The organism is Pseudomonadota bacterium (assembly GCA_008501635.1).
In the GTDB taxonomy this organism is placed as follows: Bacteria; Pseudomonadota; Gammaproteobacteria; order QQUJ01; family QQUJ01; genus QQUJ01.
On the sequence record QQUJ01000005.1, the window covers coordinates 68,715 to 84,532 of the forward strand.

At 58.2% G+C, this 15,818-nt stretch carries 15 protein-coding genes and 1 pseudogene; 11 read left to right on the top strand and 5 right to left on the bottom strand.

Annotated elements, in window-relative coordinates; all coding sequences use genetic code 11:
* Positions 1–25 precede the first annotated feature (25 nt).
* The 5 genes from DWQ09_01305 to DWQ09_01325 all read left to right on the top strand — a co-directional run bounded on the left by DWQ09_01305 (position 26) and on the right by DWQ09_01325 (position 4,593).
* Positions 26–307: a F0F1 ATP synthase subunit C gene (locus DWQ09_01305; GenBank protein KAA3630243.1), complete on the top strand. Its 282-nt coding sequence runs from the start codon at positions 26–28 to the stop codon at positions 305–307.
* Between the two features lie 3 nt (positions 308–310).
* Complete coding sequence (locus tag DWQ09_01310) at positions 311–1,138, top strand: F0F1 ATP synthase subunit B (protein KAA3630244.1); 828 nt, start codon at positions 311–313, stop codon at positions 1,136–1,138.
* On the top strand, positions 1,135–2,718 hold the full coding sequence (locus tag DWQ09_01315) for an alternate F1F0 ATPase, F1 subunit alpha (protein ID KAA3630245.1): 1,584 nt from the start codon (positions 1,135–1,137) through the stop codon (positions 2,716–2,718). The genes DWQ09_01310 and DWQ09_01315 overlap by 4 nt, the downstream gene beginning before the upstream one ends.
* Positions 2,715–3,608, top strand: a complete 894-nt coding sequence (locus DWQ09_01320; GenBank protein ID KAA3630246.1) for a F0F1 ATP synthase subunit gamma — start codon at positions 2,715–2,717, stop codon at positions 3,606–3,608. Before DWQ09_01315 ends, DWQ09_01320 begins: the two co-directional genes overlap by 4 nt.
* Before the next feature lie 151 nt (positions 3,609–3,759).
* A complete protein-coding gene (locus DWQ09_01325; GenBank protein ID KAA3630247.1) occupies positions 3,760–4,593 on the top strand; it encodes a DUF481 domain-containing protein in 834 nt (277 codons plus the stop codon).
* 327 nt (positions 4,594–4,920) lie between these two features.
* Here the strand turns inward: DWQ09_01325 and DWQ09_01330 are convergent, their stop codons facing one another.
* Positions 4,921–6,237, bottom strand: coding sequence for an MFS transporter permease (locus DWQ09_01330; GenBank protein KAA3630248.1), 1,317 nt, complete (start codon positions 6,235–6,237; stop codon positions 4,921–4,923).
* On the bottom strand, positions 6,237–6,446 hold the full coding sequence (locus DWQ09_01335; GenBank protein KAA3630249.1) for a hypothetical protein: 210 nt from the start codon (positions 6,444–6,446) through the stop codon (positions 6,237–6,239). Before DWQ09_01335 ends, DWQ09_01330 begins: the two co-directional genes overlap by 1 nt.
* A 1,128-nt stretch (positions 6,447–7,574) precedes the next feature.
* Here DWQ09_01335 and DWQ09_01340 point away from each other — a divergent pair.
* The 6 genes and pseudogenes from DWQ09_01340 to DWQ09_01365 all read left to right on the top strand — a co-directional run bounded on the left by DWQ09_01340 (position 7,575) and on the right by DWQ09_01365 (position 12,058).
* A complete protein-coding gene (locus DWQ09_01340) occupies positions 7,575–7,841 on the top strand; it encodes a DksA/TraR family C4-type zinc finger protein (protein KAA3630250.1) in 267 nt (88 codons plus the stop codon).
* A gap of 209 nt (positions 7,842–8,050) precedes the next feature.
* Positions 8,051–9,403 (top strand): NADP-specific glutamate dehydrogenase, encoded by a 1,353-nt coding sequence (locus DWQ09_01345; protein ID KAA3630251.1) that lies wholly within the window; start codon positions 8,051–8,053, stop codon positions 9,401–9,403.
* Positions 9,404–9,512: 109 nt separating this feature from the next.
* Positions 9,513–10,127: a class I SAM-dependent methyltransferase gene (locus DWQ09_01350; protein KAA3630252.1), complete on the top strand. Its 615-nt coding sequence runs from the start codon at positions 9,513–9,515 to the stop codon at positions 10,125–10,127.
* A gap of 79 nt (positions 10,128–10,206) precedes the next feature.
* A pseudogene (locus DWQ09_01355) lies at positions 10,207–10,293 on the top strand (cyclopentanol dehydrogenase).
* A gap of 72 nt (positions 10,294–10,365) precedes the next feature.
* Entirely contained in the window at positions 10,366–10,920 is a 555-nt protein-coding gene (locus tag DWQ09_01360) for an NAD(P)H-dependent oxidoreductase (GenBank protein ID KAA3630253.1), read from the top strand.
* A gap of 472 nt (positions 10,921–11,392) precedes the next feature.
* Positions 11,393–12,058, top strand: a complete 666-nt coding sequence (locus tag DWQ09_01365; protein KAA3630281.1) for a stress protection protein MarC — start codon at positions 11,393–11,395, stop codon at positions 12,056–12,058.
* 341 nt (positions 12,059–12,399) lie between these two features.
* Here DWQ09_01365 and DWQ09_01370 read toward each other — a convergent pair whose 3' ends face one another.
* The 3 genes from DWQ09_01370 to DWQ09_01380 form a co-directional block, all read right to left on the bottom strand.
* Positions 12,400–13,239, bottom strand: coding sequence for a CBS domain-containing protein (locus DWQ09_01370; GenBank protein KAA3630282.1), 840 nt, complete (start codon positions 13,237–13,239; stop codon positions 12,400–12,402).
* Positions 13,240–13,330: 91 nt separating this feature from the next.
* Positions 13,331–13,723, bottom strand: a complete 393-nt coding sequence (locus DWQ09_01375; protein ID KAA3630254.1) for a hypothetical protein — start codon at positions 13,721–13,723, stop codon at positions 13,331–13,333.
* 534 nt (positions 13,724–14,257) lie between these two features.
* On the bottom strand, positions 14,258–15,784 hold the full coding sequence (locus DWQ09_01380; GenBank protein KAA3630255.1) for a phospholipase D family protein: 1,527 nt from the start codon (positions 15,782–15,784) through the stop codon (positions 14,258–14,260).
* Positions 15,785–15,818: the final 34 nt, after the last annotated feature.

A 15,818-nucleotide genomic window follows, 5' to 3' on the forward strand; every position in this document is an offset into this window, starting at 1 on the left:
ACACTGACAGCTTGAGGAGACGAGTATGGATAGCATGACGTTCATCGCAATGGTATCGATCATCACCGCCGGTCTCACCACCGGTATCGGTACCATGGCCCCGGCGCTGGGCGAAGGACGGGCGGTCGCGACGGCATTGACTTCCCTGGCCCAGCAACCCGACGCGTCCGCCACCATTACCAGGACCCTGTTCGTCGGCCTGGCGATGATCGAGTCCACAGCGATCTACTGTTTCGTGGTCTCAATGATTCTGATCTTCGCCAACCCATTCTGGAATCACGCCCTCGATCAGGTCGCTGGAAAGTAAGCCATGGTCGTCGATTGGTTTACGGTCGCCGCCCAGATAGTCAATTTTCTCATTCTGGTGTGGTTGCTGAAACGCTTCCTCTACCAGCCGATCCTGCACGCCATCGACGCACGGGAACAGCGCATCGCCGCGTCACTCGCGGATGCAGCGGCGAAAGAGGTCGAGGCCCGTACGGAGCGCGACACGTTCCAGCGCAAGAACGAGGCATTCGACCAGCAACGCGCCGCTCTCCTGAGCCAGGCAACCGATGCGGCCAGGGACGAACGGCAGCGGCTGCTCGATGAGGCACGGCTGGCGGCCGACACCCTGCGTGGCAAGCGACAGGAGGCGTTGCAACGCGAACACCAGAGGTTGAGCAACGAAATCGCCCACCGCACCCGCACGGAGGTATTTGCCATTGCGCGCCAGGCGCTGACCGACCTCGCCGGGACAAGTCTGGAAGAACGCATGAGCGCGGTCTTTGCGGACCGCCTGCGAGCGCTGGACGCCGAGGCCAGACAAAGCCTCGCCACCTCCCTGCAGGCATCGACCCGGACGGTGCGCGTGCGCAGCGCCTTTGAACTGACAGAAACGCAACGCACGATGATCCAGACCGCGCTGAATGAGACCCTGGGGATGGACATTCAGGTGCGTTTCGATACCGCGCCCGAGGTGATCAGTGGTATCGAACTCACCACCAACGGACAGAAGGTCGCCTGGAGCATCGCGGACTATCTCGCGTCACTGGAACACAGCGTTGGCGAACTGCTGGAAAAACGCCCTGAACCTGAGGCCAAAGCCGGATCCAGGCTGGAATCAGGCGCTGTGGTCAGTCCCGGGGAGAGGCAATGAGCGCGCCGCCGGATTCCTTGCAAAGTGTCTTCGACAGCGCATTTGCCGGCCTGAGCCAGGGACGCGAAACCTTCACGGCGAAACTGCTGCCGCGTGAGGTGGGCACCATCACCAGCGTCTCCACTGGGATCGCCAGGGTTTCCGGTCTCCCCGGTGTGGGCAGTGACGAACTGGTGAGCTTTCCCGGCGATGTGTTCGGTATCGCCTTCAACGTGGACGAGGATGAGATCGGCGTCGTCCTGCTTGGCGATTACTGGCATCTGCATACCGGGGATGAGGTCGAGCGCACCGGTCGGGTGATGGACGTAGCCGTGGGTGACGGCCTGCTGGGGCGCGTCATCGACCCGCTCGGCCGGCCTCACGATGACCACGGGCCGCTGCTTGTAAGCGAACGCCTGCCCATCGAGCGTCCCGCCCCTGCCATCATGGACCGCGCCCCGGTCGGCGTACCGCTGCAGACCGGCCTCAAGGTGGTCGATGCGCTCATTCCCATCGGGCGTGGCCAGCGCGAGCTGATCCTGGGGGACCGGCAGACCGGCAAGACCGCCATTGCGATCGACACCATTCTCAATCAGCGCGGCAAGGATGTCCTGTGTATCTACTGCGCCATCGGACAGCGCGCGTCTGCCGTGGCCAGGGCGGTGGCCACCTTCCAGGAACAGGGCGCGCTGGAGTACACCGTCGTGGTCGTCACCGAGGGCAACGATCCACCGGGCCTCGCCTATATCGCGCCGTACTCCGCCACCAGCATCGCGGAGTATTTTATGGAGCAGGGCCGCGATGTGCTGATCGTTTACGATGACCTCACACATCATGCCCGTGCCTATCGCGAACTGTCCCTGCTGCTGCGCCGCCCGCCGGGGCGCGAGGCCTTCCCCGGTGATATCTTCTACATCCATTCGCGCCTGCTGGAACGCGCGACGCAGCTGCGCGATGAACGCGGCGGGGGTTCGCTCACCGCATTGCCCATCATCGAGACCGAGGCCCAGAACATCTCCGCCTATATCCCCACCAATCTGATTTCCATTACCGACGGGCAGATCTATCTGTCGCCGACCTTGTTCGAACTGGGGGTGCTGCCGGCGGTCGATGTCAGCAAGTCCGTGTCGCGCGTCGGCGGCAAGGCGCAAAGGGCGGCCTACCGTGCGGTGGTGGGCGACCTCAAACTTGCCTATGCCCAGTTTGAGGAACTCGAATCCTTCGCCCGGTTCGGGGCCCGGCTGGATGAAGAGAGCGGCAGGGTGATCGAGCATGGACAGCGCATCCGCGCCTGCCTGAAACAGCCGGAATTCGCCCCGGTAGAGGTGCCCGCCCAGATCGCTATCCTGCTGGCATTGGGTGCCGGACTGTTCGATGCCGTGCCGCTGGAGCGGATGACGGACGCCGAGCAGGCCATCACGGAGGCAGTGGCGGAAATGCCGGCGCAGTTGAGCGAGCGCCTGGATGGAGTCGACGGCCTGAGCGCTGAGGATCGGGAGACGATTCTCGATATGGCACGCCAGGCACTGGCAGGTTTTCAGTCCAAAGCCGATTCCCGGGCTCACCCCGGCGCTGCGACACACCCCGGGGAGGGGGCATGAGCGATACCGTAGCGAGCCTGCGTCGCAAGATCGACAGTGCCAGCGGTCTGCAATCCGTGGTTCGCACCATGAAGGCGATGGCCGCGGCGAGTATCGACCAATACGAGCAATCGGTGCGCGCCCTGGGTGATTACAATCGCACCGTGGAGCTGGGTTTGAGCGTCTGCTTCCGCGACCTGCGGGAGACGGAATCGATAACCGCAAAGAGAGCGAGAACGGAGTCGGCCGCGGTTGGCGCGGTGGTTTTTGGTTCCGACCAGGGGCTGGTGGGGCAGTTCAATGATGTGGCGGCCGAGGATGCGCTCAAAACGCTGGCGGTGCTGCCCGGGAAACCCCGCGTGTGGGCGGTGGGTGAGCGCATGCATGCACGCCTGGTGGACGCGGGCCTCGCGCCGATTGGCTGCTTCAGCGTGCCGAATTCCGTCCAGGCCATCAGCTCACTGGTCGGGCAGATACTCCTGGCGAGCGAGACGCGCCGCAGTCGGGGTGACATCACTGAACTCCATCTGTTCTACAACCGCCCTTCGGTCGGGGCGGTGTATGCGCCCGTCAATCAGCGGCTGTTGCCGCTGGATGAGCGTTGGCGCCGCACGCTGGCCGAACGCAACTGGCCGACAGGAAACCTGCCGGAGGTCGTGGGTGGCGGCGCCTCCACACTGCGGGCGCTGGTGCGTGAATACCTGTTCGTCTCGCTGTTCCGGGCGTGCGCCGAATCGCTGGCCAGCGAGAATGCAAGTCGCCTCGCGGCGATGCAACGTGCCGACAAGAATATTGATGAACTGCTGGACGAGCTCAACAGCACGTTCCACCGTTTGCGTCAGAGCAGCATCGACGCGGAACTGTTCGACGTGATCTCCGGCTTCGAAGCGCTGAGCGGCGACGCGAATTGAGATTGCAATTGGCAGCGATCCTCAGGGCCGCCGGTTATGGGGGGCGGACTTCGGCGCCCATGAGTTGTTTACAGGGGATTTTGAGATAGGTTCTGGCTTTGTCGTTGAGTTATATTCGGAGTGTCGCTGCTCAAGATAAGTAACAGGTGTTATGAGTTGTCAAACCGGACGTCTACTATTTTTCCCGACAGCGATTCTGATCCTGTTTAATCTGGCATTTTCAATCACAACCGTCGCCTTTGCCTCGGACGTTTCTGCATTTCCGGACAAATTCATGTTTCGACTGGGCTCCTACAGCATCTGGGACGCCGAAACCGATTTCACCATCTTGTCGAAAGATGGTTTCGGCACCGGCCTCAGTTATACCGATGATCTGGGAGGAGAGAGTAATGACACCATACCCCGGCTCGATATCTATTATCGTCTCAACGATCGCCATCGTATTGAATTTTCTCATTTCAAATTTAAACGCGATGGGCGTAAACGCCTCGATATCGAGATTGAAATCGAGGATGAGGTCTACAGTGCCGGCGAAACGGTCGTATCCACCATCAGCTACGAATTTTTCAAACTCGGTTACGCCTATACGTTCTATCACTCACCGCAGGTGGAGCTTGGACTGACTGCCGGCCTCGATGTAACGAGCTATGATTTCAATTTCGAACTGGTGGATGGTTCGTCCGAAAGTAATTCGAATGCCACAGCGCCGTTACCGATGTTCGGTTTGAAGATGTCTTATGCGATCAATCCGAGATGGTCGTTGCACTACCTGTCGGAAATCTTTTTCATCGAGATCGGCGATACCTTTGAAGGTGTTTTCCTGACCAATGAACTGAATCTCGAGTACAGGTTCGAGAACAATTTTTCGCTGGGCCTCGGATTTACCCGTTACAGTATCGATCTGAATTCAGACGATGGCGACTGGAAGGGCAGGATAAATGATAGCGCCAAGGGTGTGCTGATTTTCACCAGTTATTATTTTTAGGCGGACTGATTTTCGGAAAACCGGGGTTCCAGGAAACCGATGACGTTATCCAGAGCCGTTCCGATTCGATCTCGTGGCTCCGGTCGGGATGCGTGAACAGACTTCACCGCTGTGGATCGATGCCAGCACGTTGACGCACGGCCTTTTACCTGAATCCGACGTGCAGTGTTGCTGACTCATGATGTTTCTCCGGCCAGCTCAATCCCACCCTCCGGGGTTTCCAGAATTGCGAGGAAAGCCCAGCTATGTAGTGGAGACGCCCGGGTACTCGGTACAGCAAAATCCGAGACTTGCACGGTCAGTAAGTCACCAGTCGAGAAAGTTGGACTAAGCGGTCTGAACGTCGTCCAGCCCGGCCGCCGCGATTATCGCCAGGGCTGCCATCGACGTGAAGATCGCCAGCACGGCGCCGATGCCGAGCCACTGCGCGATGACACCGAACACGCCACCGGCGAGCAGGACCAGACCGACCACCGAATTGCTGAGTGCGGTGTAGGTTGCGCGATTGTCGTGGTCTGTCATGTCGACGACGTGCACTGAACGCCCGAGCCGTACCCCCTGGTGCGCGATCATGAGCACGAACAACAGCGCCGGCAGCAATGACGCCTCCTCCAGCAAGGTCGGCATTGCCAGTGCGAAGAAGGCAGCAGCCGCGTTCGCCAGCGCGGCGAGCGTCGCCGCGAGCATCAGCACAAGACGACTCGACCTGTCGGAGAATCTCCCCCAGACGTAGGTGCTGGACAGACTCGCTGCCGCCGCCGCGATCATGAAAGAGCCCAGCGTGCCGAGGCCGCTGGCTGCACTATCACCGCTGAGTGCGATGTAGAATGGCGGCGCCAGTGCCGACGACAGCAGCAATGTACGCGTCACGATGAGGCGGCGCAGCTGTGCATCGCTGCGCAGCAGACCCAGTTGCGCGATGACCGCGACCAGGCCGTCGATGCCGCCTGCGGTCGCGCCGGGCTCTTCTCGAACCAACCCGAAGACGAACGCGGCCAGTAGCCAACAGGCACCGCCGAGCGCGACCATGCCGGAAACGACCGGCACCGTGAGCGGGATCCAGCCGGCTGAATAGGCGACCGCCAACAGCAGCGTCGCCACGGCGGCGATGGTGCCCGCTGTGCCGCCGACCGAGCCGCGCCGACCCTTGTCCACGGTTTTCCCGAGCACGTCCTTGTGGCTGATCGAGCACAGGCTGCGGCCGAGAGCGAAGATCGCGATCAGTGCGACCGCGACGATACCGGCGAGGGCGCCGGAAAACAGCTGTGCAAACCAACCCATCATGCCGAAGCCGATGATCGCGGCGCCCTGGATGACGCAGCCGAGCACGTAGACACTCTTGCGAATGGGAAGTCGCCGAATGCGCGCCGAAATCACCAGCTGCGGCAGCATCGCCAGCGATTCGCGCACCGGTACCAGCAGGCCGAGTGCCCAGGTCGGCGTGCCGATGGCGTCGAGCAACCAGGCGAGCACAAGCTTGGCATCGGCCAGGCCTTCGCCGACTTTTGTCAGACTGAGCGACACGATGTGCACGCCGTAGTTGTGCGGCTGCTCGTGGCATGCGGATTCAGGCAGGTCGCGGCACACCTGCGCCAATGGGTCGTCGTCGACGAGCAGTGCGTGCAGGCGGACGAAACCGGTCATCAGAAACGGAAGATCACGGCGACGGCGAACGATTCAACGAATCCGGCCAGTCGCTGCAGGCAGTGCGGCAGCACGACTTGCCCAGCGTGTTCGCGCAGCGCGCTCAGTGACACGGCATCCGGTTGGACACCAATCGCTTTAATCATCGGCGACGGACCGGCGCTGACCGACGCGTAACGGATGATGGTGCTGTGACAGTTGTGCGACACCTGCTTCGGAGTTTCCTGTCAGGCTGACGCGACCGTTGAACGAAGCATCTGCTGAGGCTGTCGGCAAGCCTACCTTGATCCCCATCGGGTCGTAATTCACATCCCGGTCCCCTTGTTGTTTGCGTAACATCTCTTCTGCAACTTCAACGAATTGCTGGTCGCACCGCGCGAACCCCGAGTTGCACACGGCCGCAAGGCCGTGCATGTTGATAGTACTTGATGTGGCAGGCACCTGCTATTGGCCATGTGGAATTACGGCCACCCGCGGAGAACCACTACCACCCCAGGATCCGGCCTTGGCACGTCTCCGTAGCTTGCGGGCAAGGAATGCAGAAATAGGGAATAAATTTTGGCCGACTGCGCATCGGCTACCGAACATCTTCACGGTATCGGAAATCAAGCTCTCCCGTTGTGGTGTGGCGAGCGCGTAGCTGTGGTTCGTCATCCAGCAGTAGGCGTGGTCTCTTACACCGCACCGTCGGGACAACCGGTGCCTGGTAGACATCATAGGTCACTGACTCGATGAAACATGCATTGTGCTCATTGCCCTGCTGCACGATATGATGGGGAAGACCTGGAATATCGTTCCTTGCTCACCTCGGCATCGCATCTCCTTTGCACCTTGCCGGCAATCAACGGATGGAAATTCCAGCCAAATGGCTGGTCAGAATTCATTCCCTCCGGCTCCTTTTTGCTTGCCGTTTGCCGGACCGCACTTATTGTAAGATCCAGCGACAATCGTGCAACAGGCGGTTTGTGCCGTATATAAGCTGTTTTCTTGACAAACAGCGCCGGATTTGTGCAACTGCCAGACTAACGCTGTGGTTTTTCGGATGGGCGATAATGCCCTGAGTGAGAGACCCGCATGCTTTCTTTGTCAAAGCATCCTGGCCTGTGTGTTGGATAATCGGCACGGCGATGATACCTCGCGGTGAAGTGGGGTTGTTTTCGCGGAGTTGCGCAGGATCAGCGGTATATCCAGCGGTGAAACCTACGCGGGTATGATCATCGTCAGCGCACTTACCACGCTGTTTCCTCCCCTGGTCATAGAGTGGTTTAATGGGCACTATTAGGATCGTCTGCGGGCGGCAACTTCGGGATAATCGGTTTTCGATACAGGAGTCTGGTATGGCTGGCGGCTGGTCCCGTGACGGGGCGGTGCAGGATCAAATTGATGCAAGCGTGGAAGATGCAGTCCACCGGGCGAGGAGCCGGCTGCCTGCAGGCGAGGGTTTGAGTCGCTGTGAGGCGTGCGACGCACAGATTCCCGAGGCGCGGCGCAATGCGGTGCCCGGCGTGCGTTTGTGCGTCAATTGCCAGGCTGAGGCCGAGAAACGGCCTACGGCCTTTACCAACTTCAATCGGCGGGCGAGTAAGGACAGCCAATTGAGGTAGGCTCGACAAGACCTGCCGGTTTGGCCGCCGGCTTAGCGCAGCGCCTTCGTTGCGCGTCACGGCGGAACGCCGTTTCGGCTGGCCGTCGCCTGTAATCGGCACACTGTAGAGCACCACCGGTCGCGGACAATCCTCACCGCGCCCCCTCCATACCTACCGTCGACTGCGTTTGTGGTGTGTAGGCCGGGAAGAAGGAAAAGATAAGAACCATGACTTACACGCATGAAACGATAGTCGCACTGCAGCGCAGCAGCCCGGCTCAGGCCGAATTTTATCAATCGGTGGAGGGGGTTCTGGACTCTCTGCAGGCGGTGCTCGAGACAGAAGAGAAATATCGCCGCCACGCCATCATCGAGCGCATCGTCGAGCCCGAGCGCCAGATCATGTTCCGCGTGCCATGGATGAGCGATCACGGCACCATCCATGTCAACAAGGGTTATCGGATCGAATTCAACTCGGCGCTGGGGCCCTACAAGGGAGGTTTGCGCTTTCACCCCGGCATCAATGCCAGCATCGTCAAGTTTCTCGGCTTCGAACAGACTTTCAAAAACGCGCTCACCGGCCTGCCTATCGGTGGGGGCAAGGGCGGTGCGAATTTCGATCCCAAGGGACGCTCTGATGGCGAGATCATGCGTTTCTGTCAATCGTTCATGAACGAGATGTATCGGCATATCGGTCCCAACACCGATGTGCCGGCAGGGGATATCGGCGTGGGTGAGCGCGAAATCGGTTATCTCTTCGGTCAGTACAAGCGCCTCACGGGCCGCTACGAAGGGGTGTTCACGGGCAAGGGCCTGTTGTGGGGCGGCTCCCTGGTGCGCAAAGAGGCGACCGGTTACGGTTGCGTCTACTTCGCGCAGGAGATGCTCGCGGACAAAAGCCTTGCGCTCGCGGGGCGTGATTGCCTGGTTTCCGGCAGCGGCAACGTGGCCATCTACGTGATTGAGAAGCTCTATCAATGCGGCGCCCGGCCGATTACCTGCTCCGATTCTACCGGCACGATTCACGATCCGGACGGCATCAGACTGGAAACGCTCAAGGTTCTCAAGGAGGTGCAGAAAGTCGGCCTTAAGGAGTATGTGCGGCACCATGCAGGCGCACGTTTTATTCCGCTTGGCGACTATCCCGAAGACGGTCACGCGGTGTGGCGCATACCCGGCGATCTGGCCTTTCCGTGTGCAACGCAGAATGAACTGACCCGGACGGACGCGGAGGCACTGGTGAACAACGGTTGTATCGCGGTCAGCGAGGGCGCGAACATGCCGAGTACGCCGGATGCCGTCGACCTTCTGCTCGACGCGAAAACACTTTACGGGCCGGGCAAGGCGGCCAATGCCGGGGGTGTGGCCACCAGCCAGTTCGAGATGGCGCAAAATGCGAGTATGCAGCGCTGGACCTTTGAACAGGTCGATACCCAGCTCAAGGCCATCATGGCGGATATTTACGTGCGCGCACGCGACACCGCACTCAAATACGATGCGCCCGACAATCTCGTACTTGGCGCCAACGTTGCCGGGTTCATACGTGTTGCCGATGCGATGATCGAGCAAGGGGTGGTGTAGGCAACTGGTATTAAATCAACAGGAATCAATAGACCCATCAATAATCACTGACCACAAGGATCATTGGCGATTTTATGACAAATCAGAATCAGGTTAAAAACGTATAACGATGAGAGAATTATGGGAAAAAATGTTCAAAGACAACCAGGAGATGTGGGGGTTTGAACCGGCACGATCCACTGTATTGACCAATGATTATTTTGTTGAACACAACGTGAAGAATGTACTTATTCCGGGCATTGGTTATGGGCGAAATGCGCAAATTTTCAGAGAAAATGGCATGACGGTAACCGGTATCGAGATTTCCAAAACCGCCATTGATTTGGCTCACAAACATTTCGGTGACGAACTGACTATTCACCACGGTTCTGTAACCGAAATGCCGTTTGATAAAAATCTTTATGACGGAATATATTGTTATGCCCTAATTCATTTGCTGGATAAAAATGAAAGAACAAAACTAATTCAGGACTGTTTCAATCAATTGAGCGATGACGGGTATATGGTATTCGCGACTGTTACAAAAAAGGCGCAAATATATGGTCAAGGCAGTTGTGTTGGCACAGACAGAATTGAACTGCCCGGCGGTTTGAAGATGTTCTTTTACGACATGGGGACAATACAAGAAGAGTTTGGTAAAGCAGGACTTGTTGAAATACTGGATGTTGCTGATATCTATCCCTTTTATCTCATAATATGCAAAAAGAACAAGGTGGAAAATTAACACAAACAGCAGGAAATTCATCGGATTAAATATATAAATTATAATTTATATCAGGAATTATCCTGTTCAATATAATATATATGGTGTTTTATTCCTTGCTATCGATAAATCCTCTTTCATGACAGGTTCTGAGTCAATAATTGATGGCGGGTTTACTGTGCTATAATTCTTTTGAAAACCGCTAACAAGAGAAAAATATATTTACCTGAACCTTGTAATCCAAACCAGGATGAAAATCATGAAAAAGTACAAGATTGGAGTTGTCGTAGGAAGCCTCCGTAAAGAATCCTTTAACCTGAAAACCGCTAAAGCATTGATAGCGCTTGCACCAGAAACCCTGTCATTGGAAATACTGAACATAGCGGGTCTTCCGATGTTCAATGAAGACCTGGAAGCAACTCCGCCGAATGAATGGGTAGCATTCCGGAAGCAAATCATCGCTGCGGATGGACTTCTCTTTCTGACCCCGGAATACAACCGTTCAGTACCCGCTGTTTTAAAAAATGCGATTGATGTGGGTTCCCGTCCTTATGGAAAAAACTCGTGGGACGGAAAACCCGCAGCTATTGTTAGTGTTTCTATTGGGAATATTAGTGGATTTGGCGCTAATCACCACTTGCGCCAATCACTGGTTTTTGTAAATGTGCCCACCATGGCCCAGCCTGAAGCTTACATTGGGGGCGCTACCGCACTTTTTGACGATAATGGAAAGCTTACCGATGATTCTACCAAGGAATTCCTCAAAAGCTTTATGGAAGTCTTTGAGAAATGGGTTAACACAAACGCGCGGTAACGACAGAAACATTATTTAAATATGGACAGCCACCCGATTAAATAACGAAAGCAGATTGTTTGATTCAAATATAGTCTTTGGATTCGAATACTCTGAGCGGATTTTGTAAGATTCAGACCTGAATGCAGGAAAGCTATTAGTTTAACTGGGTATGTGAATTATGGCTGATTCAAAATCAATAGGGTCAGAGTAAGGCACCCTCCGATTTATCGAACCCGTGGTTAAGGAACACTTGCCATCCTTGCGAAATCCACGGGCGATACATACCCCAAGGACTGATGGATGCGCTGGCGATTGTAAAACAGCTCCAGGTCATCGGAGAGCTAGTGACCAGAATTTTTCGTACTTTTATGGGCGGTTGACATCTGGTTAGGCGGAAATCCGTCCCTCAAGTTGTTTGTCTCACCTCATTCAGTGCTGGTAAGGGCAACTTAAATGAACACGCTCATCACCGTTGACGGCAGATGACATGATCGGTAGTTGGATCACCATAACTGTCATCACTTTCATCGGCATACTACCGATCGCCAACCCGTTCAGCACAGCGGTGGTATTCCTCACCATCACCGAACGCTTCAGCGAAGAACGGCGCCGGCAGCAGGCGCTCATGGCCTGCGTCTATATGGCAGGCATTCTGATCACTTTCCTGCTGTTGGGCTCGCTGATTATGAACTTCTTTGGCATCTCAGTCCCGGGGCTGCGCATTGCCGGGGGTTTGATCGTGGCGCGCATCGGCTTCGGGATGCTGACCTCCACCTCGGAGAACGAAATGCCCGAGGAGTCCCGTAAGGAGGTTGTGAAGATGGATGACGTAGCCTTCACTCCGCTGGCCATGCCCATGCTCAGTGGACCAGGCTCCATCGCCGTCACCATCGGCATGGCAACGGACGCTGATGGTGTGGGTGAGAACCTGGCCATTGTCGTGGGCATCGGATTGGTGGCCCTTGTTTCGTGGCTGGTGCTGCGCGCGTCCGCCCGGGTGGTCGGCGTCCTGGGTGCAACCGGCATGAACGCCATGGGACGAATCATGGGCTTCCTGCTCGTCTGCATAGGGATCCAGTTTATTGTGGACGGCACCCACGATTTCCTGTCGAGCGCAGAGTTCTGGGCACCCATCCTGGACGCAATCCGAGGTTGAGAGCCTGTGCGACGGCAAGTTCTTCAAGATCCGCCAACAGGAGCGCTCGGTGCGTCTACTTGCACGACGCCAGATCGGCCGAGTAGGCGTTCGCACATCGGTCCCATTGGTTCATCTACCAATCCGGGCCGACTTCCGGTTCGGATGACCCCAATGATCACTGGCGTCGGTCAGCAGCTTGGCCACCGATCTGTCGCCCGCGTCCGACGTGCCGGACAGGAGATCCTCTTAACCCTCCATGCGCATGCGCTTAAGGCCCACACGAATTCCGTCGTGCAGGGGCTCCTTGCGCTCACTCAACATTCTGGCGAAGTTTTCGCGTTCGCTAGTCGACAACGCGCTCACGAGGCAGCCGGCACGGGCGCTTTCAAAAAGACTTCGCGCAACGACTCGGGAAGCTGGCCCCGCACGTCTTCCATCTGACCGGTACTGACGGTTTGCGCGATCAGCGCACCGGCGGCGGCGAGAAGTTTTGCGGCCCGCGATGGGTCGACTCCGAGTTGCTGCACGAGTTCCTGCTCGATCGTCTCCCGGGTAATGAGCTTGTCAGGGCCGAGAGGAAGCGCATACAGCGCAGGCTGCAACAGCGAAGGAAGCTGCGCAATGAGGTCTTCGGCTTCGCCAGGAATCAGCCTTCGCACCAATGAGTCGAGGACGATCCCGAGCGCGGTCTCGGTCTGAACGTCGTTCTCGAGGTCGGTGTCGGCACGCAGTTGATTGATGACGCGTCGGTAGGTCGCCTCGGCGCGTGCGGCACTGCGTCGCCTCGCAGGCGACCTGTCGGTGCCCGCCGGCCCGCCCTCGCCGATCTGGGCTTCGACGATCGCGGCAAGGCGATCGATTGGCGCAGCCTCATCGAGGAGCAGGTCATCAAGCGTCACCATGCCAACGAATCGCCCCCCCTCCACGAGAGGGATGCGCCGGATGTTGCGCTTTTGCATGAGACGAATCGCGCTCGCCTGAGTGTCCGTGGGTGCGAGTGATACGACGCCTGCAGTCATCACCTCACCGACGGTCGTCTTATGGGGATCGAGCCCGCGGCCGAGCGCACGGATCGCGAGATCTCGATCGGTCACGATGCCAACGACGTTCCCTTTGTCCTGTACGACCACAGCGCCAATGTTGTTGTGTTCGATCGCGCGCGCGGCATCGAGGACGGAGGTATTGGATTTCAGCGCCACGATGCGTGGTCTTACGTACCATTTTAGAGACATCTGTGAATTCCTTGGGATGCGTTAACTGCGTGGACGAGGTGCGCCCCTGGTTGTCGTCTTAGACAGGCTTCGTGTCTCGGCGCTGTACGCTGCGGCGTACCGCCCGCTCCGTGCCGGAGAGTGCGCCGTTGATCGCAGCCTTCAGCGTTAGCGCCTGACTTTCGAAGACCACGCTCGAAAGGCCGCTCAACACCACTTTGATGCGGCACAACTTGTCGACGCCACCGCGTGGCCCGTTCACATCCAGCACCCGGACGGTGACGCGTTCGATGGAAGTTTCGTACTTGCCGAGCTTCACGCCGAGGCCGTGCCGGATACGGGCGCGCTCTTCCTGGCTCAGATCGACGCCGTATACGCGGATATTCGCGGGAACCTGCGGCGCGCTGGTGCGCCCGGCGGTGCGCTTCGCCGCCTTGGGCAGGTGCCGCGAGAAGGATGTTCGATTGCTCACGTCCGCTCCTGCAAGCGTTGAGTCGCGTAATCTATGCCGGGCCTCGTCAGTATGTCAGTCAGAACGGGATCCATTTTGCCCCTGGCAAGGGCGACTTGAGCGTCTTTGACGACGGGGCCGCTCATGCTGTCACAGGGGTTGTTCGAGTAGGGAACTCATTGGTGATCATGTGATTCTCCTGGACGTTCATGAGAGGTTGGCGGTGAACCGCGGCAAGGCTTCGCTATTCTCGCTCATATGGAAATAGAGACTAGCGGATCGTTTTTTAGGGTCAAAGCCGATCTGAGGGCTCGACTCCTGATGCCAGACTACGGGATATTTTATCGACCGGTATGTGCGCTGGCACACATAGAGACCGTTTGTTGCTGCGGCTCAATGTCCGGCTACTTTTCAATCGGTCTCATGCCCGGCCCTGGACTTTCGCGATTTCGCAAGCGGGGCGCAACCTCTGGGCATGAGAGGGCAAGCTCGGACTCAGCGATCTCCACTTATCCTGATTTTGTTGTCAAGCGGGTTGCTAAACTCGACAGACGCCTAGAGTAGCCACTCTACCGGCAGCCACCCGACTACCGTCAACGCGAGGTTTCGGAACGTGCTCGACCCCGGCTCCTCCGTGGTGACCGTGCCAGCTGCCGGGTCGACCCATGCAAGCTCGCCATTCCGCGCCTCGACCCGCCAGGCGAGACCACCAAACCCGTCATCAAAGGCCGCATGCAGCCTGTTCGCGAGGACCTCGCTGTCGATCAGCAGGCCCATCTCGGTGTTGAGCTGGATCGAGCGTGGATCGAAGTTGAACGAGCCGATGAATATGCGCACGCCGTCGACCGCGAAGGTCTTGGCGTGCAGGCTTGCCCCCGAGGAGCCGAAGACGCCCAGGTCATCGGGGGTGTCCGGGACGGCCAGGCGGCTAAGCTCATACAGGATGACGCCGGATGCGAGCATTGCCTCTCGCCGCTTGGCGTAACCTGAATGGACCGGCAGGACGTCCGTGGCTTCCAGTGAGTTGGTCAGCATCCGGACTTCGATGCCCCGGGCTTCCAGCGTGGCGAAGGCTTCGACGCCTGCCGTACAGGGGACGAAGTAGGGCGTGACGCCGTCGATGCGCCTCTTGATGGTGCCGACCGCACGGGTCAGCTGGCCGGTCAGAAGGTCCTCGCGCGGAACCGCCCCCTTTCCTTTTACCGGGTCATCGCTGACCAACATTGCGTTGGTCCACTCCAGATCAAGGGTGCCACTGGTTAGAGGCACGACAATGTCCGAAGCCTTCAGGATCGCTTTGTATTTATCGAACCGGGGATCATCATGCCAGCGCGTCAACCGGTCGGAGATTGGGTCGCCGCCCTTCGCCTGCACGATGGTGCCGGCCAAGTGAACCGAGGGACTGGCCCAGTAGCGGTCGAAGTCGGCAGCCACCTCGGGGACGATCTTGCCTACAGCCAGCACGTCCAGATCGACGAACAGCGGCGTGCGGCCGGTCCCAAAGTATTCGTCGCCGATATTGCGCCCGCCGACGATCGTGGCGAGCCCGTCGACGGTGAAGGACTTGTTGTGCATCCGCCGGTTGAGCCGGAAGAAGTCGAAGCCAAAGCTCAACACCTTGAAACGGCGCAGGTTGAACGGGTTGTAGAGCCGGACCTCGGCGTTCTCGTGCGCATCGAGCTGCGCGATTTCCGCATCGAGACCGGAGGTGCCGTTATCATCCAGGAGCAGTCGCACGCGCACGCCACGATCCGCCGCGCGGCGCAGGGCGTCGAGCAGGAGTGTGCCTGTCAGGTCGCCGTGCCAGATGTAGTATTGCGCGTCGATGGAGGAGACCGCGGCATTCGCCAGCAGGATACGTGCGGCGAAAGCGTCTGCGCCATTCCCAAGGGGTGTGACGCCGGTCAGGCCGGGGCGGTTCCGCGCAGCCCTTGCGGCCAGCGGTCCGTCTTTCGGAGGCGAGAGGGAGGTATCATCGACCCGGCCCTCGACGATCGGGAGGGCGAAAACAATCCGCGCCAGAACGATTGCCAATGCAGCCACGATTAACAGGACCGCCAAGGCTTTCAGAAACCATATCATGTCGCGTCCTTTTTCGGAGTGGGCGGGCAGTCCG

Excerpts from the sequence above, each read along its gene's own strand:
- DWQ09_01325 (KAA3630247.1), top strand. The coding sequence starts at position 3,760 with ATGAGTTGTCAAACCGGACGTCTACTATTTTTCCCGACAGCGATTCTG.
- DWQ09_01380 (KAA3630255.1), bottom strand. The coding sequence starts at position 15,784 with ATGATATGGTTTCTGAAAGCCTTGGCGGTCCTGTTAATCGTGGCTGCA.
- DWQ09_01320 (KAA3630246.1), top strand. The coding sequence starts at position 2,715 with ATGAGCGATACCGTAGCGAGCCTGCGTCGCAAGATCGACAGTGCCAGC.
- DWQ09_01350 (KAA3630252.1), top strand. The coding sequence starts at position 9,513 with ATGAGAGAATTATGGGAAAAAATGTTCAAAGACAACCAGGAGATGTGG.
- DWQ09_01330 (KAA3630248.1), bottom strand. The coding sequence starts at position 6,237 with ATGACCGGTTTCGTCCGCCTGCACGCACTGCTCGTCGACGACGACCCA.
- DWQ09_01315 (KAA3630245.1), top strand. The coding sequence starts at position 1,135 with ATGAGCGCGCCGCCGGATTCCTTGCAAAGTGTCTTCGACAGCGCATTT.
- DWQ09_01310 (KAA3630244.1), top strand. The coding sequence starts at position 311 with ATGGTCGTCGATTGGTTTACGGTCGCCGCCCAGATAGTCAATTTTCTC.
- DWQ09_01345 (KAA3630251.1), top strand. The coding sequence starts at position 8,051 with ATGACTTACACGCATGAAACGATAGTCGCACTGCAGCGCAGCAGCCCG.
- DWQ09_01305 (KAA3630243.1), top strand. The coding sequence starts at position 26 with ATGGATAGCATGACGTTCATCGCAATGGTATCGATCATCACCGCCGGT.
- DWQ09_01340 (KAA3630250.1), top strand. The coding sequence starts at position 7,575 with ATGGCTGGCGGCTGGTCCCGTGACGGGGCGGTGCAGGATCAAATTGAT.
- DWQ09_01360 (KAA3630253.1), top strand. The coding sequence starts at position 10,366 with ATGAAAAAGTACAAGATTGGAGTTGTCGTAGGAAGCCTCCGTAAAGAA.